Annotated in this window: 15 protein-coding genes; 8 read left to right on the top strand and 7 right to left on the bottom strand. The window is 65.1% G+C overall.

The features are described 5' to 3' along the window. Positions 1-121: 121 nt before the first annotated feature. Entirely contained in the window at positions 122-1894 is a 1773-nt protein-coding gene (aspS, locus tag WN72_RS21870; protein ID WP_092219170.1) for an aspartate--tRNA ligase, read from the bottom strand. 195 nt (positions 1895-2089) lie between these two features. On the opposite strand from aspS, the gene WN72_RS21865 reads away from it, so the two are divergent. The 5 genes from WN72_RS21865 to WN72_RS21845 all read left to right on the top strand — a co-directional run bounded on the left by WN72_RS21865 (position 2090) and on the right by WN72_RS21845 (position 7780). After that, positions 2090-3562 (top strand): protein adenylyltransferase SelO, encoded by a 1473-nt coding sequence (locus WN72_RS21865; RefSeq protein ID WP_092219167.1) that lies wholly within the window; start codon positions 2090-2092, stop codon positions 3560-3562. Between the two features lie 205 nt (positions 3563-3767). Continuing rightward, a complete protein-coding gene (locus tag WN72_RS21860) occupies positions 3768-4619 on the top strand; it encodes a phosphodiesterase (RefSeq protein WP_092219165.1) in 852 nt (283 codons plus the stop codon). Position 4620: 1 nt separating this feature from the next. Next, positions 4621-5571 carry a carbohydrate ABC transporter permease gene (locus tag WN72_RS21855; protein WP_027557637.1) on the top strand — a complete coding sequence of 317 codons (951 nt, stop codon included), beginning with the start codon at positions 4621-4623 and terminating at the stop codon, positions 5569-5571. Next, complete coding sequence (locus WN72_RS21850) at positions 5568-6437, top strand: carbohydrate ABC transporter permease (protein ID WP_092219159.1); 870 nt, start codon at positions 5568-5570, stop codon at positions 6435-6437. Before WN72_RS21855 ends, WN72_RS21850 begins: the two co-directional genes overlap by 4 nt. 11 nt (positions 6438-6448) lie before the next feature. Further along, positions 6449-7780: an ABC transporter substrate-binding protein gene (locus WN72_RS21845; RefSeq protein ID WP_092219158.1), complete on the top strand. Its 1332-nt coding sequence runs from the start codon at positions 6449-6451 to the stop codon at positions 7778-7780. Between the two features lie 75 nt (positions 7781-7855). Here WN72_RS21845 and WN72_RS21840 read toward each other — a convergent pair whose 3' ends face one another. The 4 genes from WN72_RS21840 to WN72_RS21825 form a co-directional block, all read right to left on the bottom strand. Continuing rightward, entirely contained in the window at positions 7856-8677 is an 822-nt protein-coding gene (locus WN72_RS21840; protein WP_027557634.1) for an ABC transporter permease, read from the bottom strand. Between the two features lie 10 nt (positions 8678-8687). Further along, a complete protein-coding gene (locus WN72_RS21835; RefSeq protein WP_027557633.1) occupies positions 8688-9572 on the bottom strand; it encodes an ABC transporter permease in 885 nt (294 codons plus the stop codon). Positions 9573-9583: 11 nt separating this feature from the next. Next, positions 9584-10648, bottom strand: a complete 1065-nt coding sequence (locus tag WN72_RS21830; RefSeq protein ID WP_092219156.1) for an ABC transporter ATP-binding protein — start codon at positions 10646-10648, stop codon at positions 9584-9586. Positions 10649-10715: 67 nt separating this feature from the next. After that, on the bottom strand, positions 10716-11855 hold the full coding sequence (locus tag WN72_RS21825) for an ABC transporter substrate-binding protein (RefSeq protein WP_092219154.1): 1140 nt from the start codon (positions 11853-11855) through the stop codon (positions 10716-10718). A gap of 173 nt (positions 11856-12028) precedes the next feature. On the opposite strand from WN72_RS21825, the gene WN72_RS21820 reads away from it, so the two are divergent. Further along, positions 12029-12763, top strand: coding sequence for a FadR/GntR family transcriptional regulator (locus tag WN72_RS21820; protein WP_208617517.1), 735 nt, complete (start codon positions 12029-12031; stop codon positions 12761-12763). A gap of 48 nt (positions 12764-12811) precedes the next feature. On the opposite strand, the gene WN72_RS21815 is transcribed toward WN72_RS21820, so the two are convergent. Further along, complete coding sequence (locus WN72_RS21815; protein ID WP_092219150.1) at positions 12812-13801, bottom strand: zinc-dependent alcohol dehydrogenase family protein; 990 nt, start codon at positions 13799-13801, stop codon at positions 12812-12814. 102 nt (positions 13802-13903) lie between these two features. Here WN72_RS21815 and WN72_RS21810 point away from each other — a divergent pair, with 102 nt between their 5' ends. After that, a complete protein-coding gene (locus tag WN72_RS21810; RefSeq protein ID WP_092219149.1) occupies positions 13904-14803 on the top strand; it encodes a LysR family transcriptional regulator in 900 nt (299 codons plus the stop codon). Between the two features lie 355 nt (positions 14804-15158). Continuing rightward, a complete protein-coding gene (rnd, locus tag WN72_RS21805) occupies positions 15159-16307 on the top strand; it encodes a ribonuclease D (protein ID WP_027557627.1) in 1149 nt (382 codons plus the stop codon). A 176-nt stretch (positions 16308-16483) separates the two neighbouring features. Here the strand turns inward: rnd and WN72_RS21800 are convergent, their stop codons facing one another. Next, the gene (locus tag WN72_RS21800) at positions 16484-17866 is read right to left on the bottom strand and encodes an aspartate aminotransferase family protein (protein WP_092219147.1); all 1383 of its coding nucleotides are present in this window, start codon (positions 17864-17866) and stop codon (positions 16484-16486) included. Positions 17867-17879: the final 13 nt, after the last annotated feature.

The raw sequence follows: 17879 nt of genomic DNA, 5'->3' as shown, positions 1-17879 counted from the left end.
GTCCCCCTCACCCGCATCGCATCTTCGATGCGACATAGCCGAAGCTACGCTTCGGCGTCTCTTTAGATCGGCCGGTGAAAGCGGCCTACGCTCTCCCCGCGTGCGGGGAGAGCGAAGAGCCTCACTTCTGCGGCAGGTTCACCCGCACATGCAGCTCGCGGAGCTGCTTGGTCGTGGCTTCCGACGGCGCGCCCATCAGGAGGTCCATCGCCTGCTGGTTCATCGGGAACAGCGAGATCTCGCGCAGGTTGGTGGTGCCGCACAGCAGCATCACGATGCGGTCGACGCCGGCGGCCATGCCGCCATGCGGCGGCGCGCCGTACTGGAAGGCGCGGTACATGCCGCCGAAGCGATCGACCACTTCCTGCTCGCCGTAGCCGGCGATCTCGAACGCCTTCACCATCGCTTCCGGCACATGGTTACGGATGCCGCCCGATGCGATCTCGTAGCCGTTGCAGGTGATGTCGTACTGGAACGCCTTGATGGTCAGCGGGTCCTGGCCCTTCAGCGCATCGAGACCGCCCTGCGGCATCGAGAACGGGTTGTGCGAGAAGTCGACCTTCTTGTCGTCCTCGTTGTACTCGTACATCGGGAAGTCGACGATCCAGGCGAGCTCGAACCGCTCCTTGTCGGTGAGGTTGAGCTCCTCGCCGACCTTGTTGCGGGCAAGGCCTGAGAACTTCCAGAACTTGTCGGGATCGCCGGCGACGAAGAAGGCGGCATCGCCTTCCTTGGTGCCGATCTGTGCACGGATCGCGGCGGTGCGCTCGGGCCCGATGTTGTTCGCAAGCGGACCTGCGCCCTCGCCGCCCTCGCGCCACATGATGTAGCCGAGGCCGGGCTGGCCTTCGCCCTGCGCCCACGAGTTCATGCGGTCGCAGAACGCGCGGCTGCCGCCGCCTGCGGCCGGGATCGCCCAGACCTGGTTCTTGGGGTCTTCGAGCATGCGCGCGAAGACCTTGAAGCCGCTTCCGCGGAAATGCTCGGAGACGTCCTGCATCTCGATGGGATTGCGCAGGTCCGGCTTGTCGCTGCCGTATTTGCGCAAGGCTTCTGCGAACGGGATGCGGCGCCAGTTCTTGGTCACCGGCTTGCCCTTGGCGAACTCTTCAAAGACGCCCGTGATCACCGGCTCCATCGCCGCGAACACGTCTTCCTGCGTCACAAAACTCATCTCGACGTCGAGCTGGTAGAACTCGCCCGGCAGACGGTCGGCGCGCGGGTCCTCGTCGCGGAAACAGGGCGCGATCTGGAAGTAGCGGTCGAAGCCCGACATCATCAGCAGCTGCTTGTACTGCTGCGGCGCCTGCGGCAGCGCGTAGAACTTGCCGGGATGGATGCGCGAGGGCACCAGGAAGTCGCGCGCGCCTTCCGGCGAGGACGCGGTCAGGATCGGGGTGTTGAACTCGAAGAAGCCCTGCCCCTCCATGCGCCGGCGCATCGACTTGATGATCTCGACGCGCGTCATGATGTTCTGGTGCAGCTTCTCACGACGCAGGTCGAGGAAGCGGTATTTCAGGCGGATGTCTTCAGGATATTCCTGGTCGCCGAACACCGGCAGCGGCAGGTCGCCGGCCGGGCCCAGCACCTCGATCTCGCTGACATAGACCTCGACCTTGCCGGTCGGCAAATCGTCATTGTCGGTGCCTTCGGGGCGGCGGCGGACCTTGCCGTCCATCTTGACCACGAATTCCGAGCGCAGCTTTTCGGCCAGCGAGAACGCCGGCGAGTCCGGGTCGACCACGCACTGGGTCAGGCCGTAATGGTCGCGCAGGTCGATGAACAGCACGCCGCCATGGTCGCGAACGCGATGGACCCAGCCCGAGAGGCGGATGGTCTCGCCGATGTTGCTCTCGCGGAGCGCGCCGCATGTATGTGACCGGTAGCGATGCATGGTCGTCCCAAAATCAATGTCGGAGGGGTCGAATCGGGCGGCCGTGACGGCCGGTCCGAAGTTGCGGCAGGGTTTACCCGACGAGGCCGGGGGCGGCAACCAAGGGAACGGCCTGATTTGGGCCAGAAGGGCCCATTTTTGGCTTATCGGGGCCGGAGCCTTTGCCATCAGCTGTTCCAGCCTTATCTTGGGGCCATGACCGTGCATTTCCCCTTCCAGAACTCCTATTCAGCGCTGCCGGACAGCTTCTTTGCCCGCGTCGCGCCGACCCCGGTGGCCGCGCCCCGGCTGATCAAGCTGAACCGGCCGCTGGCGGTCCAGCTCGGGCTCGATCCCGACATGCTGGAGACGGCGGAGGGTGCCGAGATCCTGGCCGGAAAGACGGTTCCCGCCGGGGCCGATCCCATCGCCATGGCCTATGCCGGTCACCAGTTCGGGCAATTCGTGCCCCAGCTCGGCGACGGCCGCGCCATTTTGCTCGGCGAGGTCATCGACAGGGACGGCGTCCGCCGCGACATCCAGCTCAAGGGATCTGGCCCCACCCCGTTCTCCCGCCGCGGCGACGGCCGTGCGGCGCTCGGCCCGGTCTTGCGCGAATACATCGTCAGCGAAGCGATGTATGCGCTCGGCATTCCGACCACGCGCTCGCTTGCCGCCGTCGTCACCGGCGAGCATGTCATCCGCGAGACCGCGCTGCCCGGCGCGGTGCTGACGCGCGTTGCCGCGAGCCACATCCGGGTCGGCACCTTCCAGTTCTTCGCCGTCCGCCGCGACACCGACGCGATCCGCCGGCTCGCAGACCACGTCATCACCAGGCACTACCCGGACCTGCTTCACGCCGAGCGGCCCTATCACGCCCTGCTCGCGGCCGCCGTCGCGCGCCAGGCCGAGCTCGTCGCGCGCTGGCTGCTGGTCGGCTTCATCCATGGCGTGATGAACACCGACAACACCTCCATCTCCGGCGAGACCATCGATTACGGCCCGTGCGCCTTCATGGACGCCTACAATCCCGCGCAGGTGTTTTCGTCCATCGACGAGATGGGCCGCTACGCCTATGCCAACCAGCCGCGCATCGGCCTGTGGAATCTGACGCGCCTCGCCGAATGCCTGCTGCCGCTGTTCTCGGACGAGCAGGAAAAGGCGATCGCGGAAGCCCAGGACATCCTCGGCGCCTTCGCCGAGACGTTCAGCGCGGCCTATCAGGCCGGCCTGCGCAAGAAGGTCGGCCTGTTCACCGAGCGCGACGGCGACGACGCGCTGATCCAGGACCTGCTCGACGCCATGGCCAAGAACCAGGCCGACTTCACCCTCACCTTCCGCAAGCTCGGCGATGCCGCAGGCGATGACGGCGCCGACGTCCGCGCGCAGTTCATGGAGCCCGCAGCTTTCGACGAATGGGCCGGCCGCTGGCGAGCGCGCACAGCACTGGAGCCGCAGAGTGCCGCCGACCGGCGCACGGCGATGCACGCCGTCAATCCGATGTTCATCCCACGCAACCACCGCGTCGAGGCCGTGATCCAGGCTGCGGTGAACGACGACGACTACGCGCCGTTCGAGGAATTGGTGAAGGTGCTGGCGAAGCCGTTCGAGGATCAGCCGGATTACGCCGCCTATGCCGATCCGCCGCTGCCGGACCAGCGGGTGTTGCAGACATTCTGCGGGACGTGAGGCTGGCTCGACCGCGCACCACCATCTCTGATTGACGCACGGCATGGATTGCGCGCTGGGCTCGTCCATTCCTGTCCGGCGGGCTTTGTGGACACGTCCCGTTCTCGGGAACCGCTGTCATCAAACTGAAACACACGCGCTCTAACGGGCTGGCAGGCCGTCTTGCCGGAGGCGACCATCCTCCAACAGTCCCGACAGGCGCGCCATGCCGTTCAAATTCATCCACATCACCGACACGCATCTGGCGAACCCCGGGCTGAAGCTCTATGGGCTCGATCCGCGCGCCCGGCTCGATGCCGCCGTCGCCGACATCAACAAGCACCAGTCCGATGCTGCGTTCGTCGTGGTGACCGGCGACCTCACCCATTGGGGCGAGCCGGAATCCTACGCCAATTTCGCCGAGGCGATGGCCGCGCTGAAAATGCCCTACATCGCCATGGTCGGCAATCACGACAAGCGCGTGGCCTGCCTCGACAGGCTTCGGTCCGCGCCGCGCGATCCCAACGGCTTCGTGCAGGGCACCCGCACCACCGAGCACGGCCTGTTCGTTTTCCTCGACACGCTGGACGAGACCAGCCACGCCGGCGAGATGTGCGCCAAGCGCCTCAACTGGCTCGCCGGCACGCTGGCTGCGGCGCCGGACGACATGCCGTTCGTCGTGTTCATGCACCATCCGCCGTTCCCGGTCGGCGTCCACGCCATGGACGAGATCGCGCTGAAGCAGAGCGCCGAATTCGCCGAGGTGATCGCACCCTATCGTTCGCGCATCCGCCACCTGTTCTTCGGCCATGTGCACCGGCCGATCTTCGGCAGCTACGGCAAGATTCCCTTCTCCACCCTGCGCGGCACCAACCACCAGGTCTGGTTCGAGCTCGACCCCGCCGCCACCGACCATCTGGCGAGCCACGAGCCGCCGGCCTACGGCGTTGTGCTGATCGACCAGGAGAACCTCGTCGTGCACAGCCACGACTTCCTCGACCAGAGTCTGCGCTTCCCCTTCGAGCCGCCGGCAGGAGTAGACGGCCGCGATTATGCGCTCAACTTCCCGGCGCGGTGAGATGAGCCTCGCTGAACCCGCGGCTCTCCCGGTCGCGGCATCGGCGCCGCCGCGCCTCAACGTCCTGAAGCGGTTCTCTCACCGCTTCAAAGCCTCGCTGCCGGCCTATCTGCTGCTGCTGCCCTCGCTCGTCTTCCTCGCCCTGTTCACCTATGGTGCGATGGGCCGCGTCATCATCGACGCGCTCTATCAGCGGGCGACGCCGAAGGCGCCGGTGCGCTTCGTCGGCCTCGACAACATCAGCGCGGTGCTGGCCGACCCCGCCTTCATCGGCGCCGTTATCAACAACCTGATCTACGCCGTCGGCACGGCGGTCCCGAGCATCGGCCTTGCGCTCCTGTTCGCGCTGGCGCTGGCGCGCACCAATGCCGTGACCAGCGCGCTGCGCGCCGCGCTGTTCCTCCCCGTCCTGATCCCGATGGTCGCGGCTTCCGCGCTGTTCCTGTTCATCTTCCTGCCCAATGTCGGCCTGCTCGATTACTACATCGGCCGGCTGCTGCCGGTGCTGCCGAACTGGCTCGGCGATCCCGATATCGCGCTGTACGCGATCATGGTCATCACGATCTGGAAGAACGCCGGCTATTACATGCTGTTCTTCCTCGCCGGCCTCCAGTCCGTGCCCGAGGATGTCATGGAGGCCGCCCATCTCGATGGCGCGGGGCCTTGGCAGCGCTTCCGGCACATTACTCTGCCGGAGCTGAAGCCCACCTTCCTGTTCGTGATCGTGATCGCGACGCTCAACGCGGTGACGCAGGTCGACCACGTCTTCGTCATGACCAAGGGCGGGCCGTCGAACGCCACCAACCTCGTGCTGTTCTACGTCTACCAGCAGGCGGTCGAGCATTACGACGTCGGCAAGGCCTCGGCGGCGACGCTGCTGACGCTCGCCGCCCTGATGGGCCTCACCGCGCTCTCGTTCCGCACCATGGCGAACCGCGAGGGCGGGCCATGAAGCTGATCGACGCGCTGTGGAAGGACGCCCCGCTCGCGACCCGCCGCGAGATCACGCCCAAGCTCGGCTTCCTGCTGACCTTGCTGCTCGCGCTGGTCTGGCTGATCCCGTTCCTGTGGATGGCCGTGGCGACGCTGCGCCCGGCCTCCGACGGCATCAACCTGATGGCCGAGCTGATACCGAGCCTCAAGCCTACGCTCGACAACATCAAGGATGCCTGGGAGATCGGCGACTTCCCGCGCTACTTCCTCAACACCACGATCATCTGCACCGGCATCCTGCTGGTGCAGTTCGTCACGATCACGCTGGCGGGCTTCGCCTTCGCCCGGCTCGACTTCGCCGGCAAGACGCTGATCTTCTATTTGTTCCTGATGCAGCTGATGCTGGTGCCGGTGCTGCTGATCGTGCCGAATTTGCGCATCGTCGCGCAGTTCGGCCTCTACGACACGCTCGCCGGCGTGATGATGCCGTTCTTCGCTTCCGCCTTCGGCACCTTCCTGATGCGGCAGGCCTTCGAGGCCATCCCGACCGAGCTGGAGGACGCCGCGCTGATCGACGGCGCGAGCCTGTTCCAGCGCATCCGCCACATCTACGTGCCGCTGTCGCTGCCGAGCTTCTCGGCGTTTGCCATCATCTCCGTGACCAGCCACTGGAACGACTTCCTGTGGCCGCTGATGGTGATCAATTCGCCGGACAAGCGGCCGCTCACCGTCGGGCTCTCGGTCTTCACCGCCACGGCGGAAGGCACCCAGGCCTGGGGCACCATCGCCGCCGGCACGCTGATGGTGATCGCGCCCCTGCTCATCACCTTCCTGATCTTCCAGAAGCGCTTCATCAGTTCTTTCGTCACCTCAGGCATCAAATAGGAGATTTCTCGATGCTGTTTACCCGCAGGCTCATGCTGGGCCTTGCCATGGCAGGCTCTATGGCAGGCGCCCTCGCCGTCCCGGCGATGGCCGAAGGTCCGACCGAGATCGACCTGTTCTTCCCCGTTCCCGTCGACGGCAAGCTCGCCCGCGACATGGGCACGTTGATCAAGGAGTTCAACGACGGTCACCCCAACATCAAGGCGACCGCCGTCTACACCGGCTCCTATGACGACACGCTGATCAAGACGCGCGCCGCGATCAAGGCCGGCAAGCCCCCGGCTGCCGTGATCATGTCGGCGAACTTCCTGCTCGACATGCAGATCGAGAACGAGCTCACCAATCTCGATCCCCTGATCGCCGCCGACGGCACCACCAAGGACCAGTTCCTCGGCCAGTTCTTCCCGGCGCTGCAGGGCAATGCGGTGATCAACCGCTCGGTCTACGGCGTGCCCTTCCACAATTCGACGCCGCTGCTCTACATCAACGCCGACAAGGCCAAGGAAGCGGGCCTCGATCCGAACAAGCCGCCGCAGACCTGGGCCGAGCTCACCGACTGGGCCAAGAAGCTCACCAAGCGCGAGGGCGACAAGGTGACCCAATGGGGCATCGCGATCCCCTGCGCCTATGACTATTGCGGCTGGATGATGGAAACGCTCACCATGACCAATGGCGGGCGCTACTACAACGAGGAGTTCGGCGGCGAGGTCTATTACGACACGCCCTCGATGCTGGGCGCGCTGACCTGGTGGAACGACCTCATCTACAAGCACAAGGTCCACGCCCCCGGCGCCACGCCCGGCCCCGCCGTCAGCACCTCCTTCATCTCCGGCAATGCCGCGATGATGATGCTCTCGACCGGCTCGCTCACCTACGTGCGCGACAACGCCAAGTTCGCCTACAAGGTCGCGTTCATCCCGCGCAACGTCCGCAATGCCGTGCCGATCGGCGGCGCCTCGCTGATCGTCCCGGCCGGCCTGGAAGCCGACAAGCAGAAGGCCGCCTGGACGCTGATCAAGTGGATGACCTCGCCCGAGAAGAGCGCCTGGTGGAGCCGCGCAACCGGCTATTTCGCGCCCAACATGGCCGCCTACAAGACGCCCGAGATGGTCGACTTCCTCAACAAGAACCCGGACGCCAAGACCGCCGTCGAGCAGCTCGACGTCGCCAAGCCCTGGTTTGCGACCTACAAGACCGTCCCCGTCCGCAAGAACCTCGAGGACGAGGTGATGCTGGTCCTCAACGGCAAGAAGCAGCCGAAGGAAGCCCTCGCCGCCGCCCAGAAGGCCGCGGATGAGACGCTCAAGCCGTACAATGCGGAGACGTCGCTGAAGCTGCCGTAAGGGCCGCTGACAGCACGCCAACAAGTTCGGCGCTCCGCCCTGCGGGGCGCCGAACTCATTTGAGGGGCAGCCGCGTCAGTTGCGCTTGCCGTCGAGCCTGAACACCATCTGCGTCGGACGCACGAACCGCAATGCGACCAGGAGCACGGACAACACCGTGCACATGTAGATGACGGCCATTGCATCGATGGAATAGACCGGCCGCACGCCGCCGGCGAAGACGTTGTAGTACAGCGCGACGACCAGGGTCTGCGAGCCGCCGCCGGCAAGCAGGAATGCCAGCTCGAAGTTCGAGATCGTGTTGACGAGGACCAGCAGGCCCGCCGTCAGAATGCCCGGCAGCATCAACGGCAGCAGGATGCGGCGGAAAATCTGCAGCCGGCTCGCCCCGAGCATTTGCGCCGACCATTCCAGGTTCAGGCTGATCTGCTCGAAGAACGGCAGCAGGATGAAGACGGCAAGTGGAACCATGGGGACGAGCACGGCAAGGATGACGCCCAAGACGGTGCCACCCACGCCGAACCCATAGAGCGTCGTGGCGAGCGGAATGCCGTAGGTCATCTGCGGGATCAGCAGCGGCAGGAAATAGAGCAGCAGCAGGATCGGCTTGGCGTTGAAATTCCGCCGGGCCAGCACGTAAGCCGCCGGAAAGCCGATCGCCAGCGCGATGAACACCACCGCGAGTGCAATGAACAGCGTGATGAAGAGAACGTGCGAGAGCTCGAACTCCCGCCAGGCGTAGGTGAACCAGTCGGTCGTGAAGGCCGGCGGCAACGGCTTGCCGAACCAGCGCTTGGCGAACGAGCTCACGACGACATGCGTCACGATTCCGAGCAGGTTCAGGATGAACCCGAGCAGGAACAGGTAGATCGCCAGTTTCCACATCCGTCCGCGCATCAGCATCCCCTCAGCGTTTGCCGACGCCCATGGTCGTCGCGATGGTCATGCGACGGCGCACCAGCACGATGACCACCAGCGCCGCGAGCTGGCAGAGGCCCATGATGACCGCGATCGCGGACGCGTAGGACATGTCATATTGCTCGAAGGCCTGCTGATAGGCCGCGATCGAGATCGTTCGCGTCGAACCGGCCGGCTGGCCGACCATCACCGCTGATGGAAACACGGCAAAGCTCATCACGAAGACAAGCGCGAACGCGATGATCAGGCCGGGCGCGATCAGCGGGAACATGACGCGGCGGAAGATGGTCCAGGGCCCTGCGCCCAGCATGCGGGCCGAGCTCTCCAGGCTCGGGTCGATGCCAGAGATGTAGCCGAGCAGCATCAGGAAGCAGAACGGGAAGTTCTGCATGAACAGCGAGAAGGTGACGCCGATCGAATTATGCGTCAGCTCGAGCGGATTTTCGATCAGCCCAGCCGCGATCAGCAACTGGTTGAGCCAGCCATTGTGACCGTAGAAGCCCAGAATGCCTTCCGACAGGAAGACGACGCCGAGCGAGATCGGCAGCACGAGGATGGTCGTGATGGTCCGCTCGAACCAGATGCCGCGCCGCATCCCGTAGGCCAGGAACAGCGCGACCAGGACGACGGCGATCGTCGTCGGCAACGCCAGCATGAAGGTCGTCTTGATCGTATTGTACTGATAGGCGTCGTTGAAGAACGCGACATAGTTCGAGAACATCCCGGCATCGCGCTTCTTCGGCTGCAGGCTGATGTAGATCCCGTAGAGGAACGGGTAGACGAACATCGCGAGCACATAGAGCAGCGACGGCACAAGACAGAGGATCGCGACGAGGTCGAGTTCGCTGCGGGAATCGGAGCGGATGCGGGCCACGATCTCTTCCCTCACTCGCGCCGCAGCAGCACGAACTTGTCCGCCGGCAATGTCAGATCCAGCGTCTCACCCAGGGTGAGCTTCTCCAGCGAGCGAATCCAGAGCCGCGCGCCGCCATCGAGCGCGATCTCGGCCTCCTGCTCGCGGCCGAGATATTCGACGAGCTCGACCTTGCCGCGCACGGCATTGACGCCATCGGCAACCTTGCCGAGACGCACGTCCTCCGGCCGGATCGCCAGCACGGCCTGCTCGCCCGGGCGGAAGCCGTCCCTCGCCTTCGCCCGCAACATCTGTCCCCTGAAACCGGCTTCGACCGTTCCGTCCGCCGCCATGCCGAGCGTCACGTCGAGAAAATTTCGAAAGCCCATGAAATCCGCCACGAAGACGTTCTTCGGCCGGTCATGGATCTCCTGCGGCGTGCCCACCTGCATGAGCACGCCTTCGCGCAGCACGACGATCCGATCGGAAAGCGAGAGCGCTTCAGCCTGATCATGGGTGACATAGATCGAGGTCAGGCCGAGGCGCGCGTGCAGCTGCTTGATCTCGGCACGCATCTCGACACGGAGCTTGGCGTCGAGGTTGGACAGCGGCTCGTCGAACAGCATCAACCGAGGATGCAGCACCAGTGCGCGCGCTATGGCGACGCGCTGCTGCTGCCCGCCCGAGAGCTGGCCGGGATAGCGGTCTTCATAGCCGGTAAGACGCACCAGACCCAGCATTTCGCGCACGCGCTGGTCTATTTCCGCAGAGGGGCGCTTCTGCAATGAGAGGCCGAACGCGACGTTGCCGAACACGGTCAGATGCGGAAACAGCGCGTAATTCTGGAACACCATGCCGAAGCCGCGCTTTTCGGCTGGCACGTCGTCGATCCGCTGTCCGTTGAGGCGGATCTCGCCGTCGCTTGGCGGCACGAGCCCCGCGATGATGCCGAGCGCCGTGGACTTTCCGCACCCGCTGGGCCCAAGAAAGGTGACGAACTCGCGGCCACCGATCTCCAGCGGAAAGCGGTCGAGCACGACCTTGCCGCCATAGCGCTTGGTGATCGACATCTCGAGTCTATCAATGGAATCGGCCATTCCCTGCCCCGCATACGCGCGCGAGGGCCGCACTTCGCGTGCCCTCGCGTTTTGGTCCCTGTTCTTGTTATTTCTTGACCTGGTCGGCGCCGACCTCGCGGTCCCACCGTTCCATCGCGTAGCTCAGTTCGGTCACGCCGAGCGGAGGCGACACTTTCCACTTGGTGCCGATCTGATCGTACTCAGGACGCCAGAACTCCTTCACCTCGTCCTGGATGTCCTTGGGCGCCGATGCCAGGGTCGCGGCCTTCACGACTGGTCCGATGAAAGCCTTCCAGGTGAGCGCCTGCTGCTCCGGCTTCCACATGAACTTCATGAGGTCGACGATGATGTCGACTTGCTCCTGCGGAACGCCCTTCGGGATGCACCAATAGTGGCCGTCGACCACGAACGTGGTGTTCTCAAGGATCGCGATCTTCGAATCCGGCGGGATCACGCTCTGCGCGCGGGGCTTCATGTCCCATTCCATGATCCCGGCGATCATCCAGCGCTGTCCCTGCGCGAACTCCTTCAGGGTGATCGCGGTGCCGGTCGGATAATATTCGACGGACTTGCCGAGCTCCTTCAGAAAATCCCAGCTCTTGTCCCAGCCCTTCTCGGGATCGAGTGGCTTGGAATCCCCGAGAATGAAGGCAAAGCCCTGCAACATCGCGCGGCCCGGCCCGCTGTTCGCCGGGCGCGCATACATGAACTTGCCCGGGTTGGCCTTCACCCACGACAGCAAGTCCTGTGCGGTCTTCGGCGGGCTCGGCACCTTGGCGGGATTGTAGATCAGCACCGGACCGCCGGCATTGCCGACGGACGGAATGAGAAATCCCTTGCCCTCGTCGTAAAGCGCCTTGCCCGCATCGGTGAGGCCGTCGCGCGGAAAGCTCTTCTGATAGTCGGGGATGGCAATGAGCTGGCCGTTCTGGGCGAGCAGCGAGCCGCCGTCCTGCCCGGTCAGCACCAGGTTGATATCGAGGCGTCCGGCATCCTGCTGCGCCTTGATCTTGGCCGGCAGCTCCGGCGCCGGCGCGCGCTGGATCTTGATCTCGCTGACCTTGTCCGGATTGGCCTTCTTGTAATTCTCGATGATGGTCTGCACCGAGGCGAGGTCGCCGCCGGTATCGATGATCGAAAGGCTGATCGGAGCGGCAAGAGCTCCGCTGCAAAAAGCTGCTCCCATCAAGGCGGCGGCCATCAAGGTCGCGGACCTCATCCTCATTCTCGCCTCCCACGCGCTTTATTTCTTGTTCGACTTGTTATTTATTTGTAAGGCGAGCATCGACGAAATTGCAGCCGTTTGTCAAGCGACCCGTTCTGTCGAGAATTGCTGCTGGGGCCGCGCGCCTCGGTTCACCGGTTGAGATGTTAAAAACTTGTCTGGCGGAGCCGGAGTTGAAAAAGCCTGCGATCAAATCCGCGGAGTTGCCGCTCTCCTCCTCGACCGGACGATTGAGCGACCGGATCTACGACCACGTGCTGGGGCAGATCGCGATCGGCATCCTTCCCGTGAACTGCCGGCTGCCGCCGGAAAACGGCCTTGCTGAACTTCTCGGCGTCTCGCGCCCCGTCGTTCGCGAAGCCTTGACGCGACTGCGCGATGACGGGCTGATCGCATCGCGCCAGGGCGCGGGCTGGTTCGTGACGCGGCGCCCGGCCGCCAATGCCTTCGATTTCGCGCCCGTCAGCAGCATCCCGGACATCCAGCGCTGCTTCGTGTTCCGGATGGCCGTCGAGGGCGATGCCGCCGCGCTCGCCGCCCGCAACCGCGACAGGCAAGCTCTCCGCCGGATCCAGCAGGTCCTGACCAAGCTCGACACCATGGTCGCGCAAGGCCGCGAGGGCGGCCTCGGTGTCGAGGAGGACCTGCTGTTCCATCGCACCATTGCCGAGGCGAGCGGAAACCGGTTCTTTGTCGAGACGCTGGCCTCGCTGCGGGAGCAGATTGCGATCGGCGTCAACCTGAACCGCAACCTGTCGCTCATTCAGCCGCGCGGCCGCATCCTCAGAGGCCAGCAGGAGCACCGCCGCGTGTTCGAGGCCATCGAGGCTGAAGATGAAGAAGGCGCGCGCCGCGCCATGCGCACGCATATCGAGAACGCGCGAAAGCGTATCTTCGAGGGCGGCTGATCGCCGCGCGAACTCAGATCGCGACGATCTCAGATCGTCACCACGATCTCAGATCGTCACCACGATCTTCCCGAACTGGGCGTTCGACTCCAGGAAGCGATGCGCCTCGACGATGTCCTCGAAGCGGAACGTCCCGGCGATGATCGGGTTCAGCGAGCCGTCGGACAGCCCGTCGAGGATGAACGCCTTTGCCCGCGCAAGGCGCACGGGGTCTCGGATGACCTCGTGGACGAGATAGCCGCGCAACACCAGGCTCTTGGTCAACACGTGGAAGAGCGGAAATGGCGTGGGCTCGGGGCTCAGCCCGCCGTACTCGATCAAGATGCCGCCCGGCGCCATCGCCGCGGTCAGCGGCTCGAAGGCGGGACCGCCGACCGCGTCAAAGACAACGCGGACGCCGTTTGATCCGGCGATCGCCGCGAGCCGCGCTCCGACGTCCTCCTCGTCCGAGACGATCACGTGAGCGGCGCCGGCATCGCGCAAAGCAACCCGCTTGGCCGAGGTCCGCGTCAGCGCGACCGGGATAGCGCCGATCCGGTTTGCGATCTGGATGGCCGCGAGCCCGACACTGCTCGATGCCGCCGTGACGGCGACGACGTCCCCTCGCAAGAGTCCGGCGATGTCGACCAGCGCGCCGTAGGCCGTCAGATACTGCATCCACATCGCGGCAGCCGTCTCGAAGCCGAGCTCGGGCGGATGCTTCACGATGAGCTCGGCCGGGAATGTCGCGAGCTCGGCATAGGCCGGCCATCGCACCATCGACAGCGGCGGCACGATGCTGACGATGTCGCCCGGCACGAAGCCGATCACGTCGTCCCCGATGGCCTCGACGATGCCCGCCGCCTCCAGTCCGAGCCCCGATGGGAACACCGCGCTCTCGATATAGGTCCCTCTCCGCAACAGCGCTTCCGCACGGTTGAGGCCGAGTGCCTTGACCCGGATCTGAACTTCACCCCTTGCCGGCGGCGGAACGTCGACGGTCTCAATGCGCAGCACCTCAGGGCCGCCATGATGACGAAAGCGAACGACGCGAGCCATGGGCACACTCCAAACAGTTGAACTGAATGGAGCTATGCCGACCCTGCGAAAGCAGATAAATCGCCTCCACGAGCGAACAGTCGAAACCAGGAGTTTTCAATCATGGACCGCCTGACCAGCATGGCCGTGTTCGTCAGAGCCGTCGACCTCGGCTCGTTCGCCGCTGCGGCCGACGCCCTGGAGATGTCTGGGCCGATGGTCGGCAAGCATGTGCGATTCCTCGAAGAGCGCTTGGGCACCCGCCTCCTCAACCGCACCACGCGGCGGCAGAGCCCGACCGATGCCGGCCAGGCCTATTACGAGCGCTGCCGTGCCGTGCTGAGCGAGGCCGAAGCCGCCGACGCGGTCGTTGCCGACGAACTGTCCGAGCCGCGCGGCAGGCTACGCGTGACCATGCCGGCCCTGCTGGGACGGCACTGCATCGCGCCGCTCTTGATGAAGCTCGCGCGGAAATATCCGCATCTCGAGCTCGACCTCGCCTTCGGCGATCCGATCGCCGACCTCGTCGAAGCCGGCTACGATCTTGCAATACGCACCGGCGATCTCGACGACCAGTCCGGGCTGATCGCGCGACGCATCGGGGGCCAGCGCATGGTGGTGTGCGGCGCGCGCTCGTATTTGCGTGCCAACGGCAGGCCGAAATCGATCGACGACCTCGCCGCGCACCAGGCGATCATCTACCGCCGCTCCGGACGCGTGCGGCCGTGGCTGTTTCCACAAGAGGGCCAACCTCCACGCGAGATCATGCCGTCAGGCCGGCTGAGGCTGGACGATATGGAAGCGATCGCCGATGCCGCCGCGCAGGGCATGGGGCTCGCCTGGCTGCCTTTTTGGCTGGTCCGCGAACGCCTCAACACCGGCGCGCTGGTCGGCCTGTTCGCGGGCCAGAGCGAATTCCTCTACGACTGCCACGCGCTGTGGCCCCGTTCGCCCCGACTGGCCCCAAAAGTCCGTGTCGCCGTGGACAGGCTCGCTGCGGCCTTGCCGAAGCTCATGGCGTGACGCGCGCCCAAAGCCCCCGTTAACCTCTCGTCCACCATCTGGCCCGGCCCGCCGCCGGTAACCACGAGAATTAACAGACCGTCAACGCACCCCCGACAAATCTATCAATGTTTCTGGAGATTTCGCCGTGGATCTGTTGGTTTTCGAGTTCCTGGGACTGGCCCTGGTCGCCATGTGTGTGGTCGTGGTGGCGCTGCCTTGCGCCCGCAAATCCTCGCACCGGATCCGCTACGAATAGGAATTTTCCGCGGAAAGGGCCGATTCCGGCCCGATGCAGGGCTCGAATTCGCTTAGAGCCCCTTGACATCACAGCACTTTCGGCAGAACGGCTGATGGCACGTGTCATGGGCCGTTCATGGATTTAATTACCACCACCGCTGACCTCGCGGCTGCCTGCAGCCGCCTCGCCAAGCACCCCGTTATAACCGTCGATACCGAGTTCCTGCGCGAGACCACCTATTACCCGCTGCTGTGCGTGGTGCAGATGGCCAGCGCCGAGGAGGCCGTGGTCATCGACACCCTGGCCGAGGGCATCGACCTCAAGCCGTTCTTCGAGCTGATGGCCAATGAGAGCGTGCTGAAGGTGTTCCACGCCGCCCGCCAGGACATCGAGATCATCTGGCATCAGGCCAATATCATCCCGCACCCGGTGTTCGACACCCAGGTCGCCGCCATGGTGCTCGGCTACGGCGACAGCATTGCCTACGACCAGCTGGTCGAGAAGGTCACCGGCCACCGGCCGGACAAGACCCACCGCTTCACCGACTGGTCGCGCCGGCCGCTCAGCAAGGAGCAGATGCATTACGCGGTGTCCGACGTCACGCATTTGCGCGACGTCTTCGCTGCGCTCGACGCCGACCTGAAGAAGCGCCGCCGCAGCGAATGGGTCTCGATCGAGATGGAGGTTCTGACCTCGCCCCGCACCTACGACTTCCACCCCGAGCGCGCCTGGGAGCGGCTGAAGACGCGCGTGCGCAAGCCGAAGGACCTCGCCGTCCTGATGGAGGTCGCGGCATGGCGCGAGCAGGAGGCGCAGAGCCGCGACGTGCCGCGCGGGCGCGTGCTGCGGGATGAAGCCATCAGCGACATCGCCACCCACGCGCCGAACACGCTGGAGAAGCTCGCCCATCTGCGCTCGGTGCCGAAGGGTTTTGAGAAATCCAAATGGGGCGCGGACATCGTCGCCGCGGTCGAGCGTGGCCTGGCGCGGGATTTCTCGATGCTGCCGAAGCTGGAGAAGCCGCGCAACAACAATAACGGCGCGGCGATCGTCGAGCTCTTGAAGGTGCTGCTGCGCATGACCGCGGAGCGCCATGCGGTCGCCAGCAAGGTGATCGCCACCGTCGACGATCTCGAGGAGATCGCAGCCAGCGACGAGGCCGACGTCCCCGCCTTGCGCGGCTGGCGCCGCGAGCTGTTCGGCGAGGCCGCCTTGAGGCTCAAGCGCGGCGAGCTGGCGCTGGCGATCGAGAAGGGTCGCGTGGTCGGGGTTCAGCGGGCGTAGCGGTCAGCCGCAACACCCACACCGTCATCCTGAGGTCCGAGCTGCGCGTAGCGCGGCGAGCCTCGAAGGATGAGCGGCCCCCGCTGCAGCCGGGCCGTAGCCCTTCGAGGGCCGCTGAAGAAGCGGCCATCTCAGGGTGACGGAGTTAGACTTGATCGCGAGCCGAAACGCGAGCCCTACGCCGGCGTCAGCTTCGCCACTTCGCCCTTCATATCGTCCAGCACGCCGGAGATCGCCCCGACCAGCTCGTCGATCTGGCCCTTCGTGGTGATCAGCGGCGGGCAGATCGCGATGGCGTCCAGCATGTTGCGGGAGATCACGCCGCGCTCCTGGAGCATGCGGCTGGCAATGCCGCCGACCGCGCCGGGCGTCGCCGCTGCCGTCTTGCGGCCCTTGTCCAGCACGAGCTCGAGCGCCGCGATCATGCCGACGCCGCGGACCTCGCCGACCAGCGGATGGCTGACGAGCTCGCGTAAGCGGCCCTGCATGTAGCCGCCGAGCTCGGCGGCATGCGCGACCAGGCCGCGCTCCTCGATGATCTTGAGATTTTCAAGCGCGATCGCCGAGCCGACCGGATGGCCGCCCGCGGTGAAGCCGTGGCCGAGCACGCCGATCTTGTTGCTCTCGTCCGCGATCGGCTCGAACATGCGGTCGTTCATGATGATCGCCGAGAGCGGGAAGTAGCTCGAAGTGATCTGCTTGGAGACCACGATTGCATCCGGCTTGATGCCGTAGGTCTCGCAGCCGAACATCTTGCCGGTGCGGCCGAAGCCGCAGATCACTTCATCCGCGACCAGCAGGATGTCGTACTTCTTCAGGACGGCCTGGATCTTGTCCCAATAGGTCGCCGGCGGCACGATGACGCCGCCCGCGCCCATCACCGGTTCGCCGAAGAAGGCCGCGATCGTGTCCGGCCCTTCCTTCTGGATCAGCGCGTCGAGCTCCTCGGCCCGGCGCGTCGCGAACGCCTCCTCGCTCTCGCCGGGCGCGCCGTCCTTGTAGAAGTGCGGCGAGCCGGTGTGCAGGATGTTCGGCAGCGGCAGGTCGAACGAGCGGTGGTTGTTCGGCAGGCCCGTGAGGCTGGCCGAGGCAATGGTGACGCCGTGATAGGCGCGCATCCGGCTGATGATCTTCTTGCGCTGCGGCTGGCCGAGCGCATTGGAGCGATAGGCGATCAGCTTGAGGACGGTGTCATTGGCTTCCGAGCCGGAATTGGTGAAGAACACCTTGCTCATCGGCACAGGCGCGAGCGCGACCAGCTTCTCGGCGAGATCGATCGAGGGCCCGTGCGATTTGGCGGAGAAGGTGTGGTAGAACGGCAGCGCCTGCATCTGCTTGTGCGCGGCCTCGACCAGCCGCTTCTCGTTGAAGCCGAGCCCGACGCTCCAGAGGCCCGCCATCGCCTCGAAATAGCGCTTGCCCGCCGCATCGAACACGTAGGGGCCCTCGCCGCGCTCGATCACCAGGGGACCGGCCTGCTGATGGGTGCGCGCATTGGTGTAGGGATGGAGCTGGTAGGCCACATCCCGGGCCTCTTGCGAATTGGGCAGCATGGACATTTGCGTGCTTCCT

Origin of the sequence: Bradyrhizobium arachidis (assembly GCF_015291705.1) — a bacterium.
GTDB lineage: Bacteria > Pseudomonadota > Alphaproteobacteria > Rhizobiales > Xanthobacteraceae > Bradyrhizobium > Bradyrhizobium arachidis.
The sequence above is the reverse complement of the archived record's forward strand: the minus strand, read 5'-3'. Positions and strand labels throughout refer to the sequence as shown.

What these genes read in the sequence shown, in the direction of transcription:
- aspS (WP_092219170.1), bottom strand. Translation starts at nt 1,894, where the DNA reads ATGCATCGCTACCGGTCACATACATGCGGCGCGCTCCGCGAGAGCAAC.
- WN72_RS21865 (WP_092219167.1), top strand. Translation starts at nt 2,090, where the DNA reads ATGACCGTGCATTTCCCCTTCCAGAACTCCTATTCAGCGCTGCCGGAC.
- WN72_RS21860 (WP_092219165.1), top strand. Translation starts at nt 3,768, where the DNA reads ATGCCGTTCAAATTCATCCACATCACCGACACGCATCTGGCGAACCCC.
- WN72_RS21855 (WP_027557637.1), top strand. Translation starts at nt 4,621, where the DNA reads ATGAGCCTCGCTGAACCCGCGGCTCTCCCGGTCGCGGCATCGGCGCCG.
- WN72_RS21850 (WP_092219159.1), top strand. Translation starts at nt 5,568, where the DNA reads ATGAAGCTGATCGACGCGCTGTGGAAGGACGCCCCGCTCGCGACCCGC.
- WN72_RS21845 (WP_092219158.1), top strand. Translation starts at nt 6,449, where the DNA reads ATGCTGTTTACCCGCAGGCTCATGCTGGGCCTTGCCATGGCAGGCTCT.
- WN72_RS21840 (WP_027557634.1), bottom strand. Translation starts at nt 8,677, where the DNA reads ATGCGCGGACGGATGTGGAAACTGGCGATCTACCTGTTCCTGCTCGGG.
- WN72_RS21830 (WP_092219156.1), bottom strand. Translation starts at nt 10,648, where the DNA reads ATGGCCGATTCCATTGATAGACTCGAGATGTCGATCACCAAGCGCTAT.
- WN72_RS21825 (WP_092219154.1), bottom strand. Translation starts at nt 11,855, where the DNA reads ATGAGGATGAGGTCCGCGACCTTGATGGCCGCCGCCTTGATGGGAGCA.
- WN72_RS21815 (WP_092219150.1), bottom strand. Translation starts at nt 13,801, where the DNA reads ATGGCTCGCGTCGTTCGCTTTCGTCATCATGGCGGCCCTGAGGTGCTG.
- WN72_RS21810 (WP_092219149.1), top strand. Translation starts at nt 13,904, where the DNA reads ATGGACCGCCTGACCAGCATGGCCGTGTTCGTCAGAGCCGTCGACCTC.
- rnd (WP_027557627.1), top strand. Translation starts at nt 15,159, where the DNA reads ATGGATTTAATTACCACCACCGCTGACCTCGCGGCTGCCTGCAGCCGC.
- WN72_RS21800 (WP_092219147.1), bottom strand. Translation starts at nt 17,866, where the DNA reads ATGTCCATGCTGCCCAATTCGCAAGAGGCCCGGGATGTGGCCTACCAG.